23 protein-coding genes are annotated in these 22,603 nt (G+C 53.6%); 7 read left to right on the top strand and 16 right to left on the bottom strand.

Going from position 1 to position 22,603, the window contains the following annotated elements; genetic code table 11:
• The first annotated feature begins 2 nt into the window (after window positions 1-2).
• A complete protein-coding gene (locus BLP78_RS10275; protein ID WP_090458962.1) occupies window positions 3-665 on the top strand; it encodes a c-type cytochrome in 663 nt (220 codons plus the stop codon).
• A gap of 64 nt (window positions 666-729) precedes the next feature.
• Here the strand turns inward: BLP78_RS10275 and hemL are convergent, their stop codons facing one another.
• From hemL to thiD, 3 genes are read right to left on the bottom strand one after another with little or no spacing between them, the layout of a single operon-like run.
• Window positions 730-2,019 carry a glutamate-1-semialdehyde 2,1-aminomutase gene (hemL, locus tag BLP78_RS10270; RefSeq protein WP_090458961.1) on the bottom strand — a complete coding sequence of 430 codons (1,290 nt, stop codon included), beginning with the start codon at window positions 2,017-2,019 and terminating at the stop codon, window positions 730-732.
• Complete coding sequence (gene thiE, locus BLP78_RS10265; protein WP_143002937.1) at window positions 2,009-2,683, bottom strand: thiamine phosphate synthase; 675 nt, start codon at window positions 2,681-2,683, stop codon at window positions 2,009-2,011. The genes hemL and thiE overlap by 11 nt, the downstream gene beginning before the upstream one ends.
• Window positions 2,680-3,519, bottom strand: a complete 840-nt coding sequence (gene thiD, locus BLP78_RS10260) for a bifunctional hydroxymethylpyrimidine kinase/phosphomethylpyrimidine kinase (RefSeq protein ID WP_090458959.1) — start codon at window positions 3,517-3,519, stop codon at window positions 2,680-2,682. The genes thiE and thiD overlap by 4 nt, the downstream gene beginning before the upstream one ends.
• An 85-nt stretch (window positions 3,520-3,604) precedes the next feature.
• Between thiD and BLP78_RS10255 the strand changes: the two genes are divergently transcribed.
• Window positions 3,605-3,757, top strand: a complete 153-nt coding sequence (locus tag BLP78_RS10255) for a rubredoxin (protein WP_371128874.1) — start codon at window positions 3,605-3,607, stop codon at window positions 3,755-3,757.
• Complete coding sequence (gene gloA, locus BLP78_RS10250; protein WP_090458957.1) at window positions 3,758-4,147, top strand: lactoylglutathione lyase; 390 nt, start codon at window positions 3,758-3,760, stop codon at window positions 4,145-4,147.
• 372 nt (window positions 4,148-4,519) lie between these two features.
• Here the strand turns inward: gloA and BLP78_RS10245 are convergent, their stop codons facing one another.
• The 11 genes from BLP78_RS10245 to purM form a co-directional block, all read right to left on the bottom strand.
• Window positions 4,520-5,518: a patatin-like phospholipase family protein gene (locus BLP78_RS10245; RefSeq protein ID WP_090458955.1), complete on the bottom strand. Its 999-nt coding sequence runs from the start codon at window positions 5,516-5,518 to the stop codon at window positions 4,520-4,522.
• 143 nt (window positions 5,519-5,661) lie between these two features.
• Entirely contained in the window at window positions 5,662-5,958 is a 297-nt protein-coding gene (locus BLP78_RS10240; RefSeq protein WP_090458953.1) for a hypothetical protein, read from the bottom strand.
• Window positions 5,959-6,060: 102 nt separating this feature from the next.
• Window positions 6,061-6,444, bottom strand: coding sequence for a hypothetical protein (locus BLP78_RS10235; protein WP_090458952.1), 384 nt, complete (start codon window positions 6,442-6,444; stop codon window positions 6,061-6,063).
• Window positions 6,445-6,765: 321 nt separating this feature from the next.
• Entirely contained in the window at window positions 6,766-8,745 is a 1,980-nt protein-coding gene (locus BLP78_RS10230) for an Lnb N-terminal periplasmic domain-containing protein (protein ID WP_256330208.1), read from the bottom strand.
• Between the two features lie 176 nt (window positions 8,746-8,921).
• Window positions 8,922-9,431 (bottom strand): DUF3015 domain-containing protein, encoded by a 510-nt coding sequence (locus BLP78_RS10225; RefSeq protein ID WP_090458951.1) that lies wholly within the window; start codon window positions 9,429-9,431, stop codon window positions 8,922-8,924.
• A 455-nt stretch (window positions 9,432-9,886) separates the two neighbouring features.
• Window positions 9,887-11,191 carry a mechanosensitive ion channel family protein gene (locus BLP78_RS10220; protein ID WP_090458949.1) on the bottom strand — a complete coding sequence of 435 codons (1,305 nt, stop codon included), beginning with the start codon at window positions 11,189-11,191 and terminating at the stop codon, window positions 9,887-9,889.
• 183 nt (window positions 11,192-11,374) lie between these two features.
• Window positions 11,375-11,971: a phospholipase D family nuclease gene (locus BLP78_RS10215; protein ID WP_090458947.1), complete on the bottom strand. Its 597-nt coding sequence runs from the start codon at window positions 11,969-11,971 to the stop codon at window positions 11,375-11,377.
• A complete protein-coding gene (locus BLP78_RS10210; protein ID WP_090458945.1) occupies window positions 11,968-13,233 on the bottom strand; it encodes an RsmB/NOP family class I SAM-dependent RNA methyltransferase in 1,266 nt (421 codons plus the stop codon). Before BLP78_RS10210 ends, BLP78_RS10215 begins: the two co-directional genes overlap by 4 nt.
• 118 nt (window positions 13,234-13,351) lie before the next feature.
• Window positions 13,352-14,110: a DUF3108 domain-containing protein gene (locus BLP78_RS10205; RefSeq protein WP_090458944.1), complete on the bottom strand. Its 759-nt coding sequence runs from the start codon at window positions 14,108-14,110 to the stop codon at window positions 13,352-13,354.
• On the bottom strand, window positions 14,107-14,745 hold the full coding sequence (gene purN, locus BLP78_RS10200; RefSeq protein WP_090458943.1) for a phosphoribosylglycinamide formyltransferase: 639 nt from the start codon (window positions 14,743-14,745) through the stop codon (window positions 14,107-14,109). The genes BLP78_RS10205 and purN overlap by 4 nt, the downstream gene beginning before the upstream one ends.
• A gap of 45 nt (window positions 14,746-14,790) precedes the next feature.
• The gene (gene purM / locus BLP78_RS10195) at window positions 14,791-15,855 is read right to left on the bottom strand and encodes a phosphoribosylformylglycinamidine cyclo-ligase (RefSeq protein WP_090459021.1); all 1,065 of its coding nucleotides are present in this window, start codon (window positions 15,853-15,855) and stop codon (window positions 14,791-14,793) included.
• A 165-nt stretch (window positions 15,856-16,020) separates the two neighbouring features.
• Here purM and hda point away from each other — a divergent pair, with 165 nt between their 5' ends.
• The 4 genes from hda to BLP78_RS10175 all read left to right on the top strand — a co-directional run bounded on the left by hda (window position 16,021) and on the right by BLP78_RS10175 (window position 19,341).
• On the top strand, window positions 16,021-16,698 hold the full coding sequence (gene hda, locus BLP78_RS10190; protein ID WP_090458941.1) for a DnaA regulatory inactivator Hda: 678 nt from the start codon (window positions 16,021-16,023) through the stop codon (window positions 16,696-16,698).
• On the top strand, window positions 16,695-17,357 hold the full coding sequence (locus BLP78_RS10185; RefSeq protein ID WP_090458939.1) for a histidinol-phosphatase: 663 nt from the start codon (window positions 16,695-16,697) through the stop codon (window positions 17,355-17,357). The genes hda and BLP78_RS10185 overlap by 4 nt, the downstream gene beginning before the upstream one ends.
• 140 nt (window positions 17,358-17,497) lie before the next feature.
• A complete protein-coding gene (locus BLP78_RS10180) occupies window positions 17,498-18,475 on the top strand; it encodes a FecCD family ABC transporter permease (protein ID WP_090458937.1) in 978 nt (325 codons plus the stop codon).
• Window positions 18,476-18,594: 119 nt separating this feature from the next.
• Window positions 18,595-19,341 carry a 4'-phosphopantetheinyl transferase family protein gene (locus tag BLP78_RS10175; protein WP_176752843.1) on the top strand — a complete coding sequence of 249 codons (747 nt, stop codon included), beginning with the start codon at window positions 18,595-18,597 and terminating at the stop codon, window positions 19,339-19,341.
• A 31-nt stretch (window positions 19,342-19,372) separates the two neighbouring features.
• Here BLP78_RS10175 and BLP78_RS10170 read toward each other — a convergent pair whose 3' ends face one another.
• Together BLP78_RS10170 and BLP78_RS10165 are read right to left on the bottom strand one after the other, a co-directional pair.
• The gene (locus BLP78_RS10170; protein ID WP_090458934.1) at window positions 19,373-20,008 is read right to left on the bottom strand and encodes a class I SAM-dependent methyltransferase; all 636 of its coding nucleotides are present in this window, start codon (window positions 20,006-20,008) and stop codon (window positions 19,373-19,375) included.
• 117 nt (window positions 20,009-20,125) lie between these two features.
• On the bottom strand, window positions 20,126-22,603 hold a 2,478-nt coding region (locus BLP78_RS10165; protein ID WP_143002936.1), incomplete at its 5' end, for a non-ribosomal peptide synthetase.

Genomic DNA, 22,603 nt, shown 5'->3' with positions numbered 1-22,603 from the left:
GAATGCAAGGCATGAAGCTAATTTCCAAGATTGTGGCATGTGTTGCATTGTCGCTATCTAGTCAAATTTTCGCAGAAACAACTCCAGCGGAAACCGGTAACAGCAAGGGAGACGCAACCAAGGGTCAGCAAATAGCAACTCAAGTTTGCGCGGCTTGCCACAGCGCCGACGGCAACAGCATCATTCCCGCAAATCCAAGCCTGGCCGGTCAGCATGCCGAGTATATCACCAAGCAACTGAATAATTTCAAATCGGAAGACGGCAAACCTGCAGCCCGGCAAAGCCCGATCATGGGCGCGATGGTGGCGCCGCTCTCCGCAGAGGATATGAAGAATCTCGGTGCTTACTATGCCCAGCAGACTCCCAAACCCGGCGCGGCTCAGGATAAATCGCTGGCGGAAAAGGGTGAAAAAATATATCGCGGCGGCAACCTCGATTCTGGCGTGCCTGCCTGTGCCAGCTGCCATTCTCCCAATGGAGTCGGCATTCCACCGGTCTATCCACGCCTTTCCGGGCAGCATTCCGAATACACCCTGGCCCAGTTACGTGCATTTCGGACCGATCAGCGCACCAAAGACATCAACAACGAGATGCATATGATCGCGTCACGCATGAGCGAGAAGGAAATGGAGGCAGTGGCCGAGTTTATTTCAGGCCTGCGCTAAAATACGCAAGCCTGAACCTGAAGCTGCACCGATACTAAACCGACCTGAGAACCAGGTCGGTTTTTTATTTCGTTGTTTTCGTTGTACCGAATGCCCGATCGGCCGCATCCAGCGTTTTACTGATTTCGGCGGCACCGTGCGATGCCGAAACAAATCCGGCTTCGAATGCCGACGGTGCAAAGTAAACGCCTTCCTCGAGCATGGCATGGAAAAAGCGGTTAAAGGCTTCCCTGTCGCAACTCATCACTTCAGCATAACTCGTCGGCAGGTTTTCGCGGAAATAGAGTCCGAACATGCCGCCCACCGCCTGCGCGCAAAAGGCAATGCCATGTTTTTTCGCGGCTGCGGTAAGACCTTCAGTCAGTTGCCGAGTGCTGGCGGCAAGTTTTTCGTAGAAGTCCGGCGTTTGCACCAGCTTCAGCGTAGCGAGGCCGGCAGCTACCGCGACCGGATTACCGGAAAGCGTGCCTGCCTGATACACGGCTCCCACTGGTGCGAGGCACTGCATGATGTCTCGCCTGCCGCCAAATGCCGCCATCGGCATGCCGCCGCCGATCACTTTACCGAGCGTGGTCAAGTCAGGTTTTATGCCGTAAAGCCCCTGAGCGCATTTCAGCCCAACGCGAAAGCCCGTCATTACCTCGTCAAATATCAGTAGGCTGCCGTGCCGCGTGCATAGCTCACGCAAGCCCGACAGGAAGCCGGGCTTTGGCGCTACCAGATTCATATTGCCTGCTACAGGCTCGACGATGACCGCCGCGATTTCTTCACCGAACTGGCTGAACGCCTGTTCCACACCGGCGAGATCGTTGTAATCCAGCACCAGGGTGCTGGCAGTAGTTGCTGCCGGAACCCCGGCGGAACTCGGGTGGCCGAAAGTCAGGGCGCCTGAACCGGCTTTTACCAGTAAGGCATCCTCATGGCCATGATAACAACCCTCGAATTTGATGATGCGGCTTCTGCCGGTATAGCCTCGCGCCAGGCGGATGGCGCTCATGGTGGCTTCGGTACCCGAGCTCACCAGGCGAACCTGCTCGATTGACGAAACAAGGTTGCACAGCAGTTCCGCTATTACCAGTTCCGCCTCGGTGGGCGCCCCGAAGGTCAGTCCTTTTTGTGCCGCCGCCTGTACCGCTTCAACCACTTCGGGATGAGCATGGCCAAGAATCAGCGGGCCCCAGGAGCCGACATAATCGATATACGTTTTATCGTCCGCGTCCCAAATACAGGCGCCTTGTCCCCGCTGAAAAAATACAGGTGTACCGCCCACGGACTTGAAGGCGCGGACCGGTGAATTAACGCCGCCGGGAATATATTCCTGAGAGCGCTCAAATAATTGCTGATTACGTGACATTGTTGGCTAACCCGTGATTATGAGAAATGAAATGCTGGTCTGGCTTGAATAACAGAGAAAACCTCTCAGCGGCGGATCGAATGTACCGGGCGTTAAACAGGGCGTTGCTGACAGCCACCGCGTCCGCGCCCTGGCGTATCAGTTCCCCGGCATTCTCCGGAATAATACCCCCGATAGCGACAATTGGAATCCGTACCTTCTGCTTTGCATGACGCAACAGGTCTGCGGGCGCGGACACAGCATCCGGTTTGGTGACGGAGGCAAAAAAAGCGCCGAATGCGACATAATCGGCGCCTTGCCGTTCGGCCTCGACAGCATGCTCCAGCCGTTCGTAACACGAAATCCCGATGATCTTGCCGGGCCCCAGCTTGCGCCGCGCCTCGGTGATGGGCGCATCCCTCTTTCCTAAATGGACGCCGTCGGCATCCACTTCCAGAGCAAGATCAGGATAATCGTTGATGATGAAAGGTACGTCGAATTCAGCGCAAAGACGGGCAAGTGAATGTGCCTGTTCAAGGCGCAACGCGGCATCGTCTGTTTTGCTGCGGTATTGGACCAACCGCGCTCCCCCTGCCAGCGCCTGCTGCGTCATTGCCAGGAGGCTGGCGGTATCGGCGGCTTCCGGTGTAATTGCGTATAAGCCGAGAATCCCGGGCCGTGTCATTTACTCTTGCTTCCCTCTTCGGCGTCGGTATCGTCCCGGGCCCAGAATAATCTGTCCGGCAAATACTGTCCCATTCCGGGGCGAAACCCCGCCTTAAGCGATTGCCAGGTATATTCTTGCGCTTCATATACACCCTCGGCGAGGGGCAAGCCATTGGCCAGAGAGGCGGCGATAGCCGAAGCAAGCGTGCAGCCCGAGCCGTGATATGAACCGGGTAGCCGATCCCAGGAATCGGTACGAACGACGCCACCGGTCCCGTATAAATTATTGATCACCTGCGATGTGTTTTCATGGGTGCCGGTGATGAGCACATATTCGCAACCCATATGTAAAAGGCGGGCAGCGCACTGACTCAAATGCGGCATTTCGCTGTCGTCATCGTCATCCTGGGCGAGTCGCCGTGCTTCGAAGCTGTTGGGCGTAATGATGGTCGCTTGCGGAAGCAGCAATTCGCGCATTGCAGCGACCATTTCGTCGCTGGTGAGTTCGTCGCCGCGCCCGGAAGCAAGCACAGGATCCAGCACGAGCGGAATGTTGGGATAATCGGAAACCACTTCGGCGATAGCCGTGATAATTTCAACACTGCCGAGCAACCCGATCTTAAAAACATGAACGGGCATGTCTTCCAGCACCGCGCGCGCCTGATCCGCCACCCATTCCGGATCCAGCGCCATCACATCGTCCACGCCGGCCGTGTCCTGCACGGTAATGGCCGTGATCACCGACAGCGCATGACAACCCATGCTGGCAAGAGTGAGGATATCGGCCTGGATACCTGCACCCCCGGTAGAGTCGCTGGCGGCGAAAGAAAGTACGATGGGGGGTGGCTGAGACATGGGCTAATACCGTAAAATGACATTTTAACTCAAATTACCCTTACTCATCATGCCCACTACCGAAACTCTGGTTTACCGCTGTTACATGTGTCTCATTTGCGGATACGTATACGACGAAGCCGAGGGCTCGCCGCAGGAAGGTATTCCTCCGGGAACTCGGTGGGAAGACGTCCCGATGAATTGGACCTGTCCGGAATGCGCTGCGCGCAAGGAGGATTTTGAGATGGTGGAAATTTAAATGCGTATTCTTCATACCATGCTGCGCGTGGGCGACCTGGAAAAATCCATCGCTTTTTACACCGATGTGCTGGGGATGAAGATGCTGCGCCGGAAGGATTATCCCGAGGGAAAATTTACCCTGGCATTTGTCGGCTATCAGGATGAGGCGGGTGGCGCCGTATTGGAGCTGACCCATAACTGGGATGTTAAAAAATATGAGCTGGGCACTGGCTATGGCCATATCGCCATAGAGGTGGATAACGCTTATGACGCTTGCGAAGAAGTGAGAAAGCGTGGCGGTAACATTACACGTGAGGCCGGGCCGATGAAGCATGGCGCCACGGTGATTGCATTCGTGGAAGACCCGGACGGCTACAAGATCGAGTTGATACAGAAAAAGGCGGCATAGGCTGCGTTATAAGCGGGGACGTGCCGGACGTCAGTAAAAAACCGCGTCTCGAAGGACGAAGAATAAAGAATAAATGGCTGGTTCTCATCGAATGATCACGATGATCATTAAGGCGAACAGCTTCCGGACTATGATATGTTGCTGGATAGGAATCGAGCCAAGTGTACTTTCTATACCAGGAACCGGAAGCATTTGACGCTAAGCTTGCTTGGAAAGGCAGTTGAAGTTCAGCTTCTCCCGTTTAATACAGCTCGTTTACCAGGTTCGCAAACAACCCAGTCACCGTATTTCTCGGAAATGACGTAATCAAGTACAAATCAGGCCTGAAAGGCGCTCCCAAAGGGTATCGGACATCGGGACGCCGAGCGATGGCTATCGCCAGTTCGCACCAACCCAGGTACGCACCTGTTGCCATTGGGTGGAGTTCATATAGGCCGTAGCATATTGCTTCAGCGTACCCACCTGCTTCCACTCATCCAGCCCGATGGCCTTCGGCATCGGGACATTTCCTCGGCAGAAGTTGCCCAACAGCAAATTCTGCGCTTCTACGGTCGTCGCCTGTGAAGTGCAGTCCATCATCAGATTTATCAGGGCAGTGGGAGGCACCTTGTCGAAAGCATAGGGCCACATCCAATGGGTCACGCCCCAGTCCAATGGATTGGAGAGGGAGGAAGGGGTAATTCCTTGCGGCACGAGACCGGTTCCAAGGGAGAGGGCGAGCACATTGCCCAGCGCATCTGCGCGCCCACCTTTCAGGGCATCGGCGATGGCACTCATACTCGGATTATTAGCGTAAGTGCCACCATCGGCGAAATACCCCAAATTGTCGATCTGATACGGCGGGAAATAGGTGGGGGCCGCCGAGGTGGCTAGCGCCGCATCCCTCATCATTACATGGGCATATGCGTTGCCGGCCGCATTGGATAAGGTGGCAGGCTCCCACGAGTTGCCGTTCCACAAGCGCGCAGTATTGATCGCTACGTATTTTTTAGCCTCGCTCAGGCTTTTGCTGCCAAACAGGCCCCTGGCGATAGAGATCAGGCCTGCATTCGTGTACTGACAGGAGAGCATGCCAGGCCCCGCTACAAACTCTTCGATGCTTTGAGGAGCTAGACACTCCTTTTTCTTCTCCTCAAGCATCCATCCATTCGGTTCGAAAATGGTCGACCCTTTGGTTTCATAAATGCTGACGATGTCGTTGATCGGGATATTATTGGCCAACCCCAAAGCAATCAGCCCCCCTGTTGAGGTGCCGGCAAAGCCGTCGGCTTTGGCGACAACACCGAATTGCTTGTCTAGATCCTGCAGCAGCAGAGCTGTCATCAAACCACGAATACCGCCCCCGTCGCAGCAGATTATTTTGAAGGTCATCTCTCTCCCCCTCCCTTTTCATGTTTTTTCGATCCGCTTTTACACCAACCTTCCGGGAAACTGTTTTCAATGAAATCGAGCGAGGTACGCGCGATGGCAGAGCTAAAGGAATTTAGATGGCTGATTCAGGATTCAGGCCGCGGTCAAGGAATGTCGTCATCCTGCTTTTCCTGCCAAGTGAGATATAACACGGCAATCGCTATGATTGCAACGGGCAGGATAACGTAAAAGCCCAATGCATAACTTGCTTCCTCGCCATGATCGTGCGATGGTGATGTGCTTATTATCTTGTAGCCGTGAAGCAGGCTGACCATGAGGACCAAGACAAGACCTGCAAGGCGGCGGTTCTGGATCAGGACGCGTCCAACCATCCGGTTAAGCAGGTTCGCTGCGTAGTAGCCAATGAAGTAGACCGCGACATAGAAGATCAAAGCGCCCATGAAAGCCTCTGGATTTCCGGATTTACCAAGTCATGACCTGACTGGCGTTCCCCACCGCCTTCATTAACCCGTCTTCAGCGCTTGAATTGTAACCGGCAATAACTACTTTCCATCGTCCACGGTTCCATTCGTGACTGAGTAATTCCGGTCGCTCTTTTTATTTTCAGCATCAATTTTCTTCTCGGTCTTTTTGCTGTCGGCTTGGGGTTGCTGCGCCGTCTTTTTCCCATCGCGGCTTTTTGCCTCATCCGCTGAAATAATTTTTGCCGCCTTGGACCAGGGGAATTCCTGGACCTCCTTCTGCGCAAAAACCTGCGTGGAAAATAGCGCAAAGAATAAGATTAGCGTAGTTGTTTTCATGAGTTCTAATGTGTAATAAACAGAATAAGTCCTGGAATAAATTGTTTCGGTACGTCGGCAGCAACTGGAGCGAAAGTAACCGGATAGCCTTTTTACAGTGGCTCCAAGCGCTTCCTCCAAAAACAAGTCATTGATATCGCATTATGTTATCTAAAATCTATTTCCATATCAAGGAGGCGCGGGTTCCGATGCGCCGCGCAAATAATCGATGGGATCTGTACCGAATGATTCGTCCGGTTTACGTTATTACAAGAACGCATCTCTCTACCTGACTACGAAGCCTTGGCAGCCTGCCGGACTTAGAGGAAATCGGCTGCAAAAGCGTTTGGTCCGTTCCTGTTTCGCCGCTTTTTCGACCAATAGAATAACTGTTGCTTCAAAATCCCCGAAAAATCCACCCTTACCCAGTCACTTTTTTTCGCCGCGATTCTTCAAGCCCGACAGCTGCTAGAAGAAATAATTGGCCGAAAAAATTCCTTCATTGTTATGATCATAGCGATTCAATTCGAACCTTATATCAAGATCCTGGGAGAGTGCATAGCGGGTAATGAAATGAGCAGTAAAAAAACGTTTGCTTTCACCAAAGACAAAAATTTGATAACTGCCCGCAAGTTTGATCCTCCAATTTTCGGTTACATCGTAATACGTGCCGACTTCCACATCGCCACCCAAACGAAAATTTTGTTTCAAATGCTCGGAAAACTCTGTTTTCAGATCGGCAAAGGAATATAGCAGCAAGGGTGAAAAAAAATCCGGTCGATAGGAAAACCCCCTCCCATATGTGCCCTGGATGGAATTGCAGTAGTTACAGTTGCGGTCTCTTAGCGTCTCGACCCCCAAGTCTACACGCCAGGAAGGTTTGGCAAATAAGGCATCATAGGGATTAAGCGCGGTAATAGAGAGAATTTTTGCCTGATCCAGTCTCACCCGGTCGGACTCCAGGTAATACCGAAGCTTGAAGTCCATAAAAATGATTTCCGAGTTTTTATCGTACCCCACATCCCTGGCCATCAAATCGTGATAAACCGGACGATAAGCGAATTCCAGGAAAGGCTCCCACTTATTGTGTCCGATTCCCAATCTAAAGCGATCCGTACCGTGGCCCTGGTCCGGGCGGCTCGAAAAGCGTGTGATGGTATCTGTTAGCCCATCATTGGTAGTCGGCAGGCGGCTTCTCGCCAGTAAAACGGAACGTGGAATTTTTATTTCCCCGTTACTCTTTTCCTGCATGCTTTGATACTGCAAGTAGTCCATATAAGCGTTTAATACAAGTGCTTGTGACGGAGCGGCAAGGCTCTTGAAGGCAGTGCTTTCCGGTGATATTTCTCCTTTGACCATGCGTCGCAATATCCGCTTCTCATCATCGACCATCTTGAGTCTCTTATGATTCATCTGGCTGAGCACCGAAGGTCGATATACCACCTGTTTTACCAGCTCGTCCTGCGCCATCAGAGTTTTTACCGTATCGGTCGGGATCACACTGAAAGAAAACGGATCTTTTAATCGAAGATCAGGATTGGCAATCTCCAGCAGGGAAAGCACATGGTATGAGCAGTTTTCCTGGAAATAAAAATAATCAAAATATGTCCCACCTAACTCCCATAGGTGCAGAAGCATCGTGTTCAGCTGATCTTCGGTAAATTGGAGCTCATACTCCCAAAGATCACGGCTTTCCAGATTATTGTATTCCTGCACCTTCGTGTAGTAAGGGAAAATCGCGAAGCGGCCTGGGAACGCACCTACTAAACCTTTGAACGCGTATAGAAACGCATTGTCCGTGTCGGGAACCGCGGCATAGTTTGCACCGTAGTTCATCAAGTTATTACCGCTGCCTGTTCTCCGGCTATCAATGCGTAGCAGGGTATGTCCAAACATGGAGGCTGGATTGTCCATAAAATAAGACGCGAACACCAACGTCGCCCCGACTGGATCCAAAGTCTTCATCCAGCGGTCGAGTCGATCGCATGCTTGTATTTTCAGGCGATTGAGGTCGAATGTCAGTTGCTGATTCAACCATTTGAAGCGGGCGGGAAAGTTACACTGCGGATGCTCTTTACCCTTCGCAATCTCGGCTGCTGGAACAAAGAAGCTTGAGAGGGTCGATAATAACTCTGACTCCGGATCGGCTTTTCCTTGTGGAGAGTTGAAAAAATCCATTCCATCGGCTTCACTGGCCATGCCGAGAAAAAGTTTCTTGTCGTACTTTAAAAGCAGGTGCCAGACACGTTCATCGGCGAGCTTTTTTTGTTTGGCTTGGTGTTGTAATTCAGCCAGATAATCAGCAGTGACTTTTTGTTCGGAATGAGCCGTTACAGGAAGAAAGCAAAACCAGAAAAATATCCCGGCTACCAGCAGCCTGTCGGACTTGAAGAATCGCAGCGAAAAAGTGACTGGGTGAGGGCGGATTTTGAGGATTTTGAAGGCCAATAGTTATTCTATGGGCTGAAAAAGCGATGAAAATGTGAATCAGCCAGACGCTTTTACAGCCGATTTCCTTTAAGTCCGACAGGCTGCCAGGCAAACAGGCTGCACGAAGGAATCATTGGAGTGATAACAATATAGAAACGGACACAGATTTCCACCTGTATCCGTTTCTGATTTTTTTAGTTCAAGGCGGATAGCTTGATATCACATGATTTTGCAAGTGTAGGATGGCGAGTTATTTGATTTTCAAGCTGGCTCAGTAATTCAGTTGAGTTCGCTTGATCACTCGCTACTAAATTGTCGAATTTCTCCTGAACCATCGTGCCAAATTCTTGATGGCTTGCTGCGGGACATTGATACAAGCTGGCTAGGGTATACAGATTTTCACCTTTACCTTGCGCCATTTCCTTGACCAGGCTGGTGTAATTCTCCTGTGCAAATACTTCACGCTCCTTACTCATGTTTACCAGGCCATGATCACCGCAATTTGAAGTTCCAGACGTAATTCCGAACGTTTGGTTTCCGAATGTTGAATTGGTTGTTGAAGCGAAAACCTGCGACGCACCCGGTTTTGATCCCATGAGCTCCGACCCTAGTCCACAACCTGCTGCGCCATAGCCAGCCGCAAAAACAGAAACAGGAAGTAAAAATAGAGAAGCTGCTACTGCAATCCGACTATATCGTCCCATAATACTCTCTCCATAAAGAAGTTGACTATCATCCAAACCCAAATAGAAACATCGAATTTCCAGCTAAAACGACAGGAAAACGTTCTAGGAAAAATAAGGACTTTTCCGCTAAAACGTGTTGAATTTACGGAAGGTCTTTCAGGTTGTCAAATACTATATTTATAACTGGGCGGCATACATGCTCTTGAGTTGGCTGCCACTAAGGGACAATAGTTGTTGCCGCTTGTCGCGGCGTCCAGCATGATGTCCATCACCATTCCACCGAGTTTGTGCAACAGATCCGGGATAACTGAATCAGTCAGTGGGTTAAAGTGGGGTGTTGAAAAATCGGGATTCACTATATACCCGTGGATGCGGCTGAAGGTTCAGAGGATGAGCTGATAAAATTTCCACGTGCTCCCTGGAAGCAGCACATCGAATCACCGGAAGATCAACCTCGGTCCGGCTTTTCCAACTTACTGAAGCAACCGCACCTCGTGTTGTGGGAACGGCAGCTCAATGCCGTGTTTCTGGAATTCGGACCAGATTTCAGTGTTGATGTCTGAGCGTGGTCCGAGCTCGCCGAGATCACTGCCCCCGGGATTCTCTACCCATACGTATAGCTCCAGATTGATTCCGCTGGCATCAAATTCCTTCAAAAATACAACTGGTTCCGGATCAGCCAGTACTTGTTTTCGTGTTTTTGCCGCGTTCAGCATGATATCCATCGCGGTCTCAACGGAACTTGCGTAACTGATTTGAATCGGCACGACAAGCCGTGACCGGTGATCCGAAAAAGTTTGGCTGACAACCGCGGAAGTAATGAACACATCGTTGGGAATAAGGGCGTCGGTGCCATCGTCGCTCTTGAGCACCACATACCGCGTCGTAAGTGAGGTGACTTCGCCCCTGCGACCCTCTACCGTAACGGTATCGCCGATATGCAGCGAATGATCCAGCAGAATGATGAAGCCGCTTATGTAGTTGCTGGCGATAGTCTGCAAACCCAATCCGAGTCCGACGCCAAGCGCGCCCCCGAACACGGATAGAACGGTGATATCTGCACCGACCAATGGCAGTGCGATCAGTATTCCCAGCAGTATCAGCGTCGTGCGGAGGATTTTCGACAGAATCACGCGCCGATTGATATCCAGCGCACTGGTATTCATGATGCCTGCGCCAAGCGCACCGGCGAGCCAAAGCGCCACCAGCATGCTGGCGCAGAACATGACGATGCCCTGTACGACCAGTACTACGGAGAAGCGTTGTTTGCCGATCTGGAACGAAATACCATCAAGAAATGTCAGGATCTCCGGCAGAAGACCCGTTACATACAGCACCAGTCCGGTCCACACCGTCCAGCCGATAAATCGCTCCCAAGGATGCAGCAGCTCCTGACTGGAGAAAACCTTGTGCAGCATATAGATGACTGCGCGAATCAGCGCGAGCGCAGATAACAACGGGACGGCAATGCTGAGCAGATGCGTCGAATACCAATGATCCAACACCCACTTGCCGAAAACGAGCAGGATGAGCGCGAAAAGAGGGAACAGGACGCGGTATCTCCCGCGCAACAGGATGCGGCCGGTACCGCGCGTGCCGGGATCCTGCGGGCGACCGGTCACTTGTGGTGCGATCCGACGGATCATCGCTCGCCGCAGCCACCACCACGAGAGCCCCAGGCTTGCAACCAACACCACAAGCTGCCACATGACGCCGACTTTCTGGGCGCCGCTGATCAGGTCACTTAGAAAATTCTGGAGCTCATTAGTGGATGGCATGAGGCAAGCCCCTAGCAGTCTGTGGACTTAAAGGAAAACGGCTGCAAAAGCGCCTGGCCGGTTCATATTTCGTTGCTTTTTCGACCAATAGAATAACTATTGGCCTTCAAAATCCCAAAATCTGCCCTCAGCCAGTCACTTTTTCGCTGCGATTCTTCAAGTCCGACAGGCTGCTAGCTAGTTCTATCGGTAAGGCTGCGAGTGTTTGTAGTGGCGCCGCCAGTTCTGGAGATAAAGATCAGTCAGAGCCGTGTTGCCGCGTATCACCAGGATATTCTCCGCATTCCTGTACTGCGCAGCGTGGGTAAAATTGAAGCTGCCGGTAATCAGGGTTGCGTCAGGACTGTCCGCGTCGATCACCATGACTTTATTATGTGCACTGGTGTGATCGGAATCCGTAAAAACCGGCACGCCCTCGGCCGCGATCCTGGAAATCAGGCTGGTGGGAATACGATGGGTTTGGTCTTTATCGGCAATTACCTTGACGTCCACTCCACGACGCTTCGCTGCAATTAATGCGTCGGCAATTTTGCGGTGGGTAAAACTGAACGTCTGCACCAGCACCTGATGATGTGCGCTATCGATAGTGTCGGCGATAAGTTTACCGACATCATCTCCTGGCGTAAACGCCGCTTGTACCGTGCCAGAGGCGGGAAGAACGAGCGGAGGTTTATGGTCGCGACTGGAAGTGGGCTCGAACCCTGCTGCATGAGGGGCCGCAAATAGAATCGCCAGATAGCCGGCGACGGAAAGAGCGGCGCAGCGGTGTAGCGATATCATGCTTCACTCTTCACCAATTCCAGCGCAGCGGCAAAAAAACCGTCCGTACTGTGCAGGCCGGGCGACAGTTGCAGGAATGCGCCGGTGTCCAGGGGGATTTTTTGCTGTATCAATAGCTCGGCGCAATTCAACTGTATGAAGCGGGGGTGGCTGTTTAAAAAGTGATCGACGATTTCCTGATTCTCCTCCGGCAGGAAACTGCAGGTAGCATAGACCAGCCTGCCGCCGGGCTTGAGCAGATTGGCGGCGGACGCCAGAATGGCTGTCTGCTTGCGCTTGAGTTCTTCTATGCTTTGCGGTGATTGTCGCCACTTCAAATCCGGATTACGCCGCAACGTCCCGAGGCCGCTGCATGGGGCATCCACCAGTACACGGTCTATCTTTCCCGTCAGGCGTTTCACCTTGATATCATTTTCATTGGTGATGAGCTGGGGATACAGATTGGACAAGCCGGAACGCTTGAGGCGCGGTTTAAGGTTGTTCAGCCGCTTTTCAGAATTATCCAGCGCATAGATGCGTCCTTGCGAACGCATCAGGGCGCCCAGCATCAGCGACTTGCCTCCAGCACCCGCACAGAAATCGACCACCATATCGCGGCGCTTCGGTCCAAGCAAATAGCCCAGCAACTGACTGCCTTCGTCCTGGATCTCCACCTTGCCGGTGACGAATAGTTCGTGGCGATTGATAGCGGGTTTCCCCGCAAGGCGGATACCGGTGGGTGAATAAGGGGTCGCGCTGCCTTCAATGCCGTCTTTGCCCAGTACCGCAAGAACCTCGTCGCGATTCGCCAGCAGCGTATTGACACGCAGATCGAGCGGCGCCGCTTGTTGCAGCGACCGTCCCAGATCGAGTATCTCGCTATCGCGCATGAAATTGCGCAGCTTCTCCATCAACCAGACCGGGAACTCAGCCTGGACGTCAAGTGGCTGCGCTTCCAGCGATACCGACTTGATTTCCGTGAGCGACTTTGCTTCCGTTTCGCTAACGAGCGATATCAGTTCGCGCATATTCAAACCCTGGAATCTGGCCAGGTAGGCAAGCAGCAACGAACGGGGAGTGGCAATGCTGACCGCGCGCTCGATAAAAAACCGGTGGCGCAAAATGCCGAATACGGTTTCCGCAACAAATGCGCGATCGTTTACTCCAAGTGTCGGATTTTCCCGGAAGAAATGCCGCAGTATCGAATCTGCCGGATGTTCCAGCGGAAGCACGGCACGCAATGCAGTGGTAGCCATGTCCAGATGAGCAGGAGTAAGACGCATCTATTGTCGATTATTGGGGAAAGCAGGGGAGAGAGATGCGCGGCCCGCATGGGCGCGCTCGTAAACAACAAGCCGGCAGGACCGTATCAGCTGATATCGATTACCTGCCGTTTTTCAATCAGCGCAGGCGTCCCTGTTTAAAACTGCCGACCATTTTGTCCGTGTAGCTTATATTGGTAACCATCTGATCCGTAACAATGCCCATTTTCTCAGCCGCAACGATGCGCACCGGCAACATGTGATGGTCGACGGCAAGCCAGATTTTCTTGTCGCGCTGGCCTTCACTTTCCAGCCGCTTTGTTAGCACGATGGTTTCCAGTTTACCCATGGGCGTGTCCAGCGTTTCTTTTCCCACTGTATAGTGGGCTAATTCGAGGTGCTTGCCATCGGTTTCATGGAGGTCGATCACCTTGCCTGAAACAGCGGAAACGGGGGAGAACATAAAGCTGTAGGGCAGGCTCAGCTTGTCCTGAACGTCGGCAGGCAAGGCCTTTTGCTCTTCTCCGCGCTTATGTTGAAGCGTCAACAGCTTCTTGTCCCAGTCGAAAATAGCTATCTTGGGTATCTTCTTGCCATGCTGATCCGAAAAACGTCCGGGGCGCAATGCCCCTTGCGCTGTAATGGTCCCCTGGCTGTCACGCACCACGCTTTCGGGTTGTGTCAGCGCCAGTAGTCCTATGGCGCGGGATTCGCTATTGATCTCATAGCTACGTTTACCACTTTCCTGCCTGATTTTCAACGTATCGTTCACTTCGCCTTCGAGCGCGCCAGACGTTATCGAATAGCTGATGTCGACCCGGGCGGGGACATCGGCGGCACCAGCGGAGAAAACCGAAAAACTTAAGCCCCACAGCAACGCAATGGATAAATATTTCATTTGTATAATTCCGGTGAGTATAAAACTGAGTTGTCGATCCCGGCATTGCTCACTTCAACGTGATTATCGGAGAGTTTCAGCCGGTCTTCCATGAACCACCGCACGGCTGCGGGGTAAATGCGGTGTTCCTGTTGCAGTACCCGTGCCGCGAGAGTTTCCTCGGTATCGCCCGGTAATATCTGGACTGCGGCCTGGACGATTATTGGGCCGCGATCCATCTGGGAGGTAACGAAATGTACCGTACAGCCATGTATCTTTACGCCTTCCTGCAACGCCTGCCTGTGACTATGGAGGCCCGGAAAAGCAGGCAGCAATGAGGGGTGAACGTTCATTACCTTCCCCCGATAACGGTCGACAAAATCATCTCCCAGAATTCGCATGAAGCCCGCGAGCACTATCAGGTCGGGCGCATAAGCATCGATTACATCGGCCAGCGCGGCGTCAAACGCCCGGCGTTCGGAGTAGGACCGTTGATCCAGTACCCTGGTTTCACAACCATGCATTTTTGCAATCTCAAGTCCCGGTGCATCAGGCTTGTTGCTGATGACTGCAGCGATCCTGACGGGGAGCTTTGCTTCGATCAGCGCTTGCATGTTGCTGCCGCGGCCGGAGATGAGAATCACGAGAGATTTCATTATTTCGGCAGCGGGACTCGGCTTATTCTTTACATGCACTGCCGATTACTCGAAGATTGTTTGCGCTTCATCCGCATGGCGCTGCCGAATCATGCCTATATTCCACACGGTCTCGCCAGCAGACCGCAAAAGCTGCATTGCACTATCGGCAAATTCCGGCGCCACCACCAGTACCATGCCAATGCCGCAGTTGAACACACGCTGCATTTCCTGTTCGTTCACATTGCCTTGCTGCCGAAGCCAGTGAAAAAGCGGAGGCATATCCCATGCATCGCGTTTCAATATCGCTGTGACGCCTTTCGGCAGGACACGCGGGATATTTTCCGTCAAACCGCCGCCCGTAATATGTGCCATGCCTTTGACCGGCAGATGCTTCATCAGTTCGAGCAACGGTTTCACATAAATGCGCGTCGGCGCCATGATGACATCAATTAACGCTTTACCGTGGAAATCCGCTGACAAATCCGTATTATTTTTCTCGATGATCTTGCGGATCAGCGAGTAGCCGTTGGAATGTGCGCCGCTGGAAGCAAGTCCCAATACCGCATCGCCTTCCCGAATGGTCAAGCCGGTGATAATCCGGTCTTTCTCGACAGCGCCTACCGCAAAGCCGGCAAGATCGTATTCTCCCTCCGGGTACATGCCCGGCATTTCGGCGGTTTCGCCGCCGATCAAGGCGCATCCCGCCTGTTCGCAGCCCTTTGCAATACCTTTTACAACGCGGGTGGCCGTTTCCACATCCAATTTCCCGCACGCGAAATAGTCCAGGAAGAACAACGGTTCCGCGCCTTGCACCAGGATGTCGTTGACGCTCATTGCCACCAGGTCGATACCGATACTGTCGTGCTGGCCGGACTGGAATGCAAGCTTCAATTTGGTGCCCACGCCATCGGTACCCGCTACCAGCACCGGATTACGATATTTTTTCGAAATCTCGAACAATGCCCCGAAGCCGCCTATGCCGGCGAGCACTTCCGGACGCATGGTACACTTGGCGTAGGGCTTGATGTTCTCCACCAGGCGGTCACCCGCGTTGATGTCCACGCCTGCGTCGCGGTAGGACAAATGGGTGGAGTCGGGGTTGGGATGCTCGAATTTGGATGAAGTCAAGTTGAGTTCTCGCCTTATTGCAGATAGAGTGCCGTTTTCAAAAATGCCAATTTTACCGTAAATGGTCACGAGAGTCGCTGCTTCGTGTATGACTTCGACATGTCATGGTCAGCCATCGTCAATACATGGTCGACAACTCATGGACAACAACCTTATACCTCGTAAATGAAGCAACTGCTGCTGGATATCGCCCCATCGCCGCCGCCCACGCTGGTTAATTTCGTGCCGGGGCGCAATACCGAGCTATTGCAGACCCTGGATAATATTCTTGCCGGATCGGAGCGTGAGCGTTTTATTTATCTGTGGGGTAGAGCCGGGTGCGGTAAAAGTCATTTGCTGCAGGCGATAGCGGGGATACATATGCACCATAAAATGAATACAGCATATTTCGCGTGTGACGCAAATACCAGTTTCGCCACGGGCAGCGAAGCCGATTGCGTAACCGTGGACGATGTGGACCAGCTCAACGCCAAGGCGCAAATCGGCTTGTTCAATCTCTATAATCATATTCGTGACGAGGCTCAAGCGTTACTTCTGGTGAGTGGCACGGTCGCGCCGGCACAATTGAAATTGCGCGAAGACCTTGTTACGCGCCTGGGATGGGGTTTGGTGTATCAAGTTCATGAATTGACCGACGAGGAAAAAATAAAAGCCATGAAAAGTCATGCAACCCGCCGCGGGCTTGATTTATCGCAGGAGGTATGCGACTACCTGCTCCGGCACCAACGCCGCGACTTGCCGTCTTTGATGGCCACGCTTGACGCGTTGGACAGCTATTCGCTGGCCAGTCAGCGTAAAGTCACCGTTCCGCTGGTGCGTGAATTATTGCGGGCAGCATCATGAACCTGGCGCTGTTTGACCTCGACAATACGCTTCTAGCCGGTGATAGCGATTTCCAGTGGGCGCAATTCCTGATCGAGCAGCGCGTGCTCGACCGTGAAGTGTACGAAGCCCAGAATGTCGAATTCTACGAGCAATATAAATCCGGAACGCTGGATATACATGAGTTCCTGGATTTTCAGTTGAAGCCGTTGTCGCGTCATCCCCGAAGCCAGCTCGATGCCTGGCACAGCGAATTCATGAAGGAAAGAATTCTGCCATTGATAACGCCGGACGCGCGCGAGTTGATTAACAAGCATATGCTCGGCAGGGATCTATGCATCATCATCACCGCCACCAATCGATTTGTGACCGCACCGATCGCGCAGGAACTGGGAATAAGCAATCTGATCGCCACCGAGGCGGAACAGCGGGATGGTGAATACACGGGCCGGGTTTCGGGCCTACCCTGTTTCAGGGAAGGCAAGATAACGCGGCTGGAAAGCTGGCTGGATGAGCATAATCTGACATGGCTATCGTTTCAGGAAAGCTGGTTTTACAGCGATTCGTTGAATGACCTTCCGCTACTCAACAAGGTTACCCACCCGGTCGCGGTGGATCCCGATGCAACCCTCAAGGCTCATGCGGAAAAAAAAGGATGGCCCATCATCAGCCTGCGATAACCTGGATAATGATTCAGGAACGCCAGGTTCGGGCGGATGGTAGTAGCAAAGCAGAAAACACGGCAAAGCTTTCTTGCTGATTCGGTTATTGGCTCGGGGTCTGGCGTGCTGATCGTTCGCAAACTGGCCTGAGCGCCCGAGTGAGTCCCGCCAAACATCCTTTATTGCTGCTGATTTTCTTCTTTCTGCTGGGACTCGGCAGTCTGTTTACCGGACTACTGTTCGGCAGCGTGGATATCCCGATCCTCGGCATTATCGATGTCCTGTTGTGGCAGACCGATAGCATCCCTCACCAGATCATCTGGCAGCTTCGCTTGCCGCGTGTATCGGCGGCATTTGCCTGTGGCGGCCTGCTGGCCCTGGCGGGCGCGCTATTGCAGGTCCTGCTGCGTAATCCCCTGGCTGATCCTTATATTCTGGGCGTATCGGGCGGTGCGGCAGTCGGTGCGCTCCTTGCGATGCTGCTGGGATGGGGGCTCGTCTTGACCAATCTGACGTCGTTGGCGGGCGCGCTGACGGCAATTGCCATCGTGTTCGGCTTGAGCTTTCGTGCCGGCGACTGGAATCTTTACCGGTTGCTCCTGACAGGCGTGGTGCTGTCCGCTGGCTGTACGGCGCTGACTACCTTGATCCTGACGCTGGCGCCCGCCCGCGATATAAAAGGCATGCTATTCTGGCTGATGGGCGACATTTCGCGCGCTGAAGCGCTGACGCCGGCATGGGTGATGCTTATCATCGTAACGGCTTTGAGCATGCTTTTTTCCGGCAGTCTCAACGTTCTGAGCCTCGGCCAGATGAAGGCGAAAACGCTTGGCGTGGCGGTACTGCCACTGCAGATCGGCATCTACTTTTGCGCCTCATTGGCGACCGTATCCGCGCTGATGCTGGCGGGCGCCATCGGATTTGTCGGTCTGATCGTGCCGCACGCCGTGCGCTTGCTGGGCGTTAACGATTTTCGCTGGCTGCTGCCCTTGTCGGTGCTCTCCGGAGGCAGTTTTCTCACATTGGCCGATACCCTGGCCCGTACGTTGTGGGCACCGCAGCAATTGCCCGTGGGCGTGCTGACGGCATTGCTGGGCGTACCGATGCTGTTGATGTTGCTGTCAAGAAAGCATTGATCGTTTCGAGTCTGTCTCAAACGGAGGTTGCCATTCGATGAACCTGTTCCAGTATGCGCGTTACCGGCCAGGGGATGAATTCTGCAGGTTCGGCATCAACCCCCGAACCATCCCTTGAGATGCTACCCACTGAGTTGCCTGCAGGGACAGTTCACCTCTGGTATGTCTCCATCGCGGACACGAAGATTCCGTTCGATCATCATCTATCCATTCTCGACGAGGAAGAGCGGCACCGGGCAAGTCGCTTCCATCTCGATCACGATAGAGTCCGATTCGTTTTGGGTCGTGCTTCCCTGCGTTGCCTGTTGGCGCGATACAGTGATTCCGATCCTGCGCTCATCCAATTTGAGCAGAACCGCTACGGTAAGCCGTTTCTCCAATATCCGGCCAGTTCTGTTCAGTTCAACGTAACGCATTCCGGCAACTACGTATTCCACGCGATCGCGCATGGAACCGAGGTCGGGGTAGACGTTGAAGTCATCCGCGATTCTGCTGGGCTTGCATCAATTTCTTCGTATTTTGCCGCTGGCGAACAAGGCTGGCTATCGGCGACGGATTCTCAAGCGTGGAATAGCACGTTCTTCACACTATGGGTCTGCAAGGAAGCTTACATAAAGGCGCTTGGCCGAGGGCTTTCAAAGCCTTTGAACAGCTTCGAAATCAGCCTCGCGATGGGAAAAGAGGGAGTGGAGCCAAGGGTTCTCTTCGACTCCGATGACGCTGCTGCCCCGGCCTCATGGCGGTTGGTGATTTTTGAGCCCGGGCGGAACGCACTGGGCTGTCTCGCCATCAACCGTACTTGTAAAATAGTCGAGTTGCGTGAATACGGCTCCGGTGCGTTGTTGCGGCGGATATCCCTGGTGTAAGAGAAAGCGCTGCGTCAGGCTATCGTGAATTTCAACGCGTCCGCACGAAGCACTGAATATAGGCGTCCCCGGTGTCGTTTTTGACATAATCGGTGGTTGCGTACGATGCATAGGATCGACGCTCGACGACGATGCGATCGAAGTGATGGACGAATTGCCAACGTAGTACCGGCCGTGTGGAGAAGCAGGGGATGAAAACGCCGCCTCGCCGCAGGGCGCGCGTAACCGCCGGCATGACTTCCGCCCATAGTCCCTCATCGTCCCACAACGTCACGGGGACGAGGTAGGGATCGAAAAAAATGCCGTCGAGGCTCTCCGGTTCGATCTCCTGGATATATTCAAAAAAATCCGCGTGAGCGATCTCCAGCGTCGGCGGCGGCGATGGATTTCGCTCGCGGAAGAGTTCTATCACCTGGGGAAATTTTTCGATTACGGTATGATGACGTGTGGCTGGGTTGTTCGCGATGCGCAGTGCCGAGATGCCCAGTCCCAGGCCCACCTCCAGGAACCGCGAGCCATATTTGCAGAGAATATCCGCGGATTCCCACATCAATGCCGTTTCCCACCCTTGCATCGCCTGACCGTCTTCGATGAGGAGAGTGACTTCATCCCCATCCCCTTCTATGAGCTTTATCTCCGGGTTTTCTATTTGCTGTATCTCGTTCATTGTGCTTTCTCCTCAAAATGCATCATCATCTTAGATCCGGCAGTTGGACGGCGTGGAGTGAGCTCACCAGAAAGGTGAAGCTTACGGGGTACGAAAAATCCTTTTCAGTTATAGTATTTAGTTAATAAATGAGCGGTCAGTTGCCGGATTCAGAATCATGTCATTGGCGGCAAAGCGGTCGAGCAGCGCCTTGAGTTCTTTGGAAAACACAGGCTCCCCGAGCGGGGAAACTTTTGCCCGATGGCGCCAGCGCGGCAGTGGTTCGATCTTTGGCAAAGGTGTGTTCTCCGCCTGCGCCGTCGTTACCACTGACGCCAGATCGGCGATAGTGGGGGTCTCAAAAATCTGTTGCAGCGGAACTTCTACACCGAACTCGTCGCGTAACCGCGACATTACCTGGGTTGCCAGGAGGGAGTGCCCTCCCAGGGTGAAGAAGTTGTCCCGAATACCGATGTGTCCGATTCCAAGTACCTGCTCCCAGATCGCCACAAGTTTTGCCTCAGCAGGCGCGTGAGGCAAAACAAAGCCTTCGTTCCTAATTTCCGGGACCGGCAGCGTCAGCCGATTGATCTTGCCGCTGGGTGTTGTGGGCAGCTCTTCAAGTGTTACGAACACTGACGGCACCATATAATCGGGCACCCGCTGGGCGAGATGCCGGCGCAAGTCGTTGTCGGTTGGTGATTGCCCTGAATCCGCAGAATCCGCCGAGCCCGTCGAGACATAGGCGACCAACCGCCATTCGCCAGCGTATTCCTGCGCGATGACCACCGCTTGTTTTACACCAGGAAATTGGAGGAGGTGGTTTTCGATCTCGCCCGGTTCGATGCGATAACCCCGAATTTTCACCTGAAAATCCCGCCGCCCGATGAACTCGATGCCGCCATCGGGAAGCCGGCGTCCAAGATCGCCCGTACGGTAAATTCGCCGTCCTCCGCCCTCCGATGGAAACGCTGCAATACTGCCCTGCCGCCAATAACCCATGGCGACGAAGAGACCGCGCAGCACAATTTCCCCTGGACAGTAGACATCCGCAGGCTGTCCGGCATCATCCAGCAGCAGAACCTCGATGTCATCAACCGGGTAACCGACGGGCACGGCATCGCGCGCAGGCGTCGTTTTACTGTCGATGAAGCATTGCAGCGCCATCGTCGACTCCGTGAGACCGTAACCATTGACCAGCAGGCAATCCGGAGCGAAGTGCGCACGGAAAGAATCAACATCGCGGCGGTACACGGCTTCACCGCCAAGGACGACGAGGCGGATTTTCTCCAGATGCTCCATTCCCGTCAGCGCATTGACAAGATGGCGAAATAGAGTCGGGGCGGAATGAAGAACCGTAATCTCCTGCTCTACGAGGCAATCGACGAGTGCCTCGATGCCATGCTCCCGCACAGAAACAGGGTAAACCGCAGCGCCATTGAGCAGGGCACCGAAGATATCCTGGACAGCAGCGTCAACGCCGTACGAAGAAACAAAGGTCAGCCGGTCATCGGCGCACAAATGCAGATTGTTACTATAGTTCCGGACTTGGGCCAGGACATTGCGGTGAGTCTGCACGACGCCTTTCGGCTCTCCTGTGGATCCCGAGGTGTACAGAATATAGGCGATTGCATCCGGCGAGATGGCTGGCGGCGGATTCGCATCGAAGCGCTCGTTCTCGGCAAATCGAATCACCTGCGCCTGTTCCGTGGAAAAATCTTCGATATCGGTCAGGACGGTGGCCGCCGTGGAATCGGCTATGAGCCTGTTCATCCGGGGCAGAGGATGAGCGGGGTCGAGCGGGACATACGTCTTGCCTGCTTTCAGCACGCCAAGCATCGCCGTGATCATGGAGGCGCCATGGCGGAAAAACAGGGCGATCCGCTCCTCGCCCTCTCCGCGCAGGGCGAGAATGGCATTGGCGACCCGGTTGGAAAGCGCCTCCAGCTGCGTATAGGTCCATTGCTCGTTTTTTATCCTGATAGCGGTATTATCAGGATAACGCTTCGCCTGCTCGCGGAAACGGTTTCCTATCGATTGGTCGATCGCTTGTTCGGAGAATTCTGTAAATGGATGCTTGGACGTGACAATGTTTTTTCCTGAAGGTATCTGACGGGTGAGGCGTAGTTGCGTGAGCGGCACGTCTGGGTCGGCAGCGATCGCTTCCAGGAGATTGGTGAAGTGGTCGAGTATGTATCTGACGGTGCCGGGCTCAAAAAGATCGCGTGCATAGACTGCGTGGAGCCGGATGTTCCGGTCGTATTCGATGGCATAGAGGGTGAGGTCGAATTTTGCCGACTCCTCACCGGCGTCGAGATCAGTGTCGGCATCGACATCGACATCGAGTTCGGCATCAGGCAATTCCGCCTTGTCGTCAGCCTTATCGTCGGACTCGTCAGGTATGCGTCCATCGATATTGAGCAGGTTGAACATCACCTGGAAGAGCGACGCCTGGCTCAGATGTCGTGCCGGGGCGAGCCTGGCCACCAGCATCTCGAAGGGCAGATCCTGATGCGCGTATGCCTCGGTTGCCACCGTGCGCACGCGCTCGAGCAGCGTGGTAAATGACGGATCGCCCGACAGGTCGAGGCGCAAGGCGAGCGTATTGACGAAGAA

Origin of the sequence: Nitrosospira sp. Nsp1 (assembly GCF_900100985.1) — a bacterium.
Lineage (GTDB): Bacteria > Pseudomonadota > Gammaproteobacteria > Burkholderiales > Nitrosomonadaceae > Nitrosospira.
This window is presented reverse-complemented; position numbering and strand designations above follow the sequence as displayed.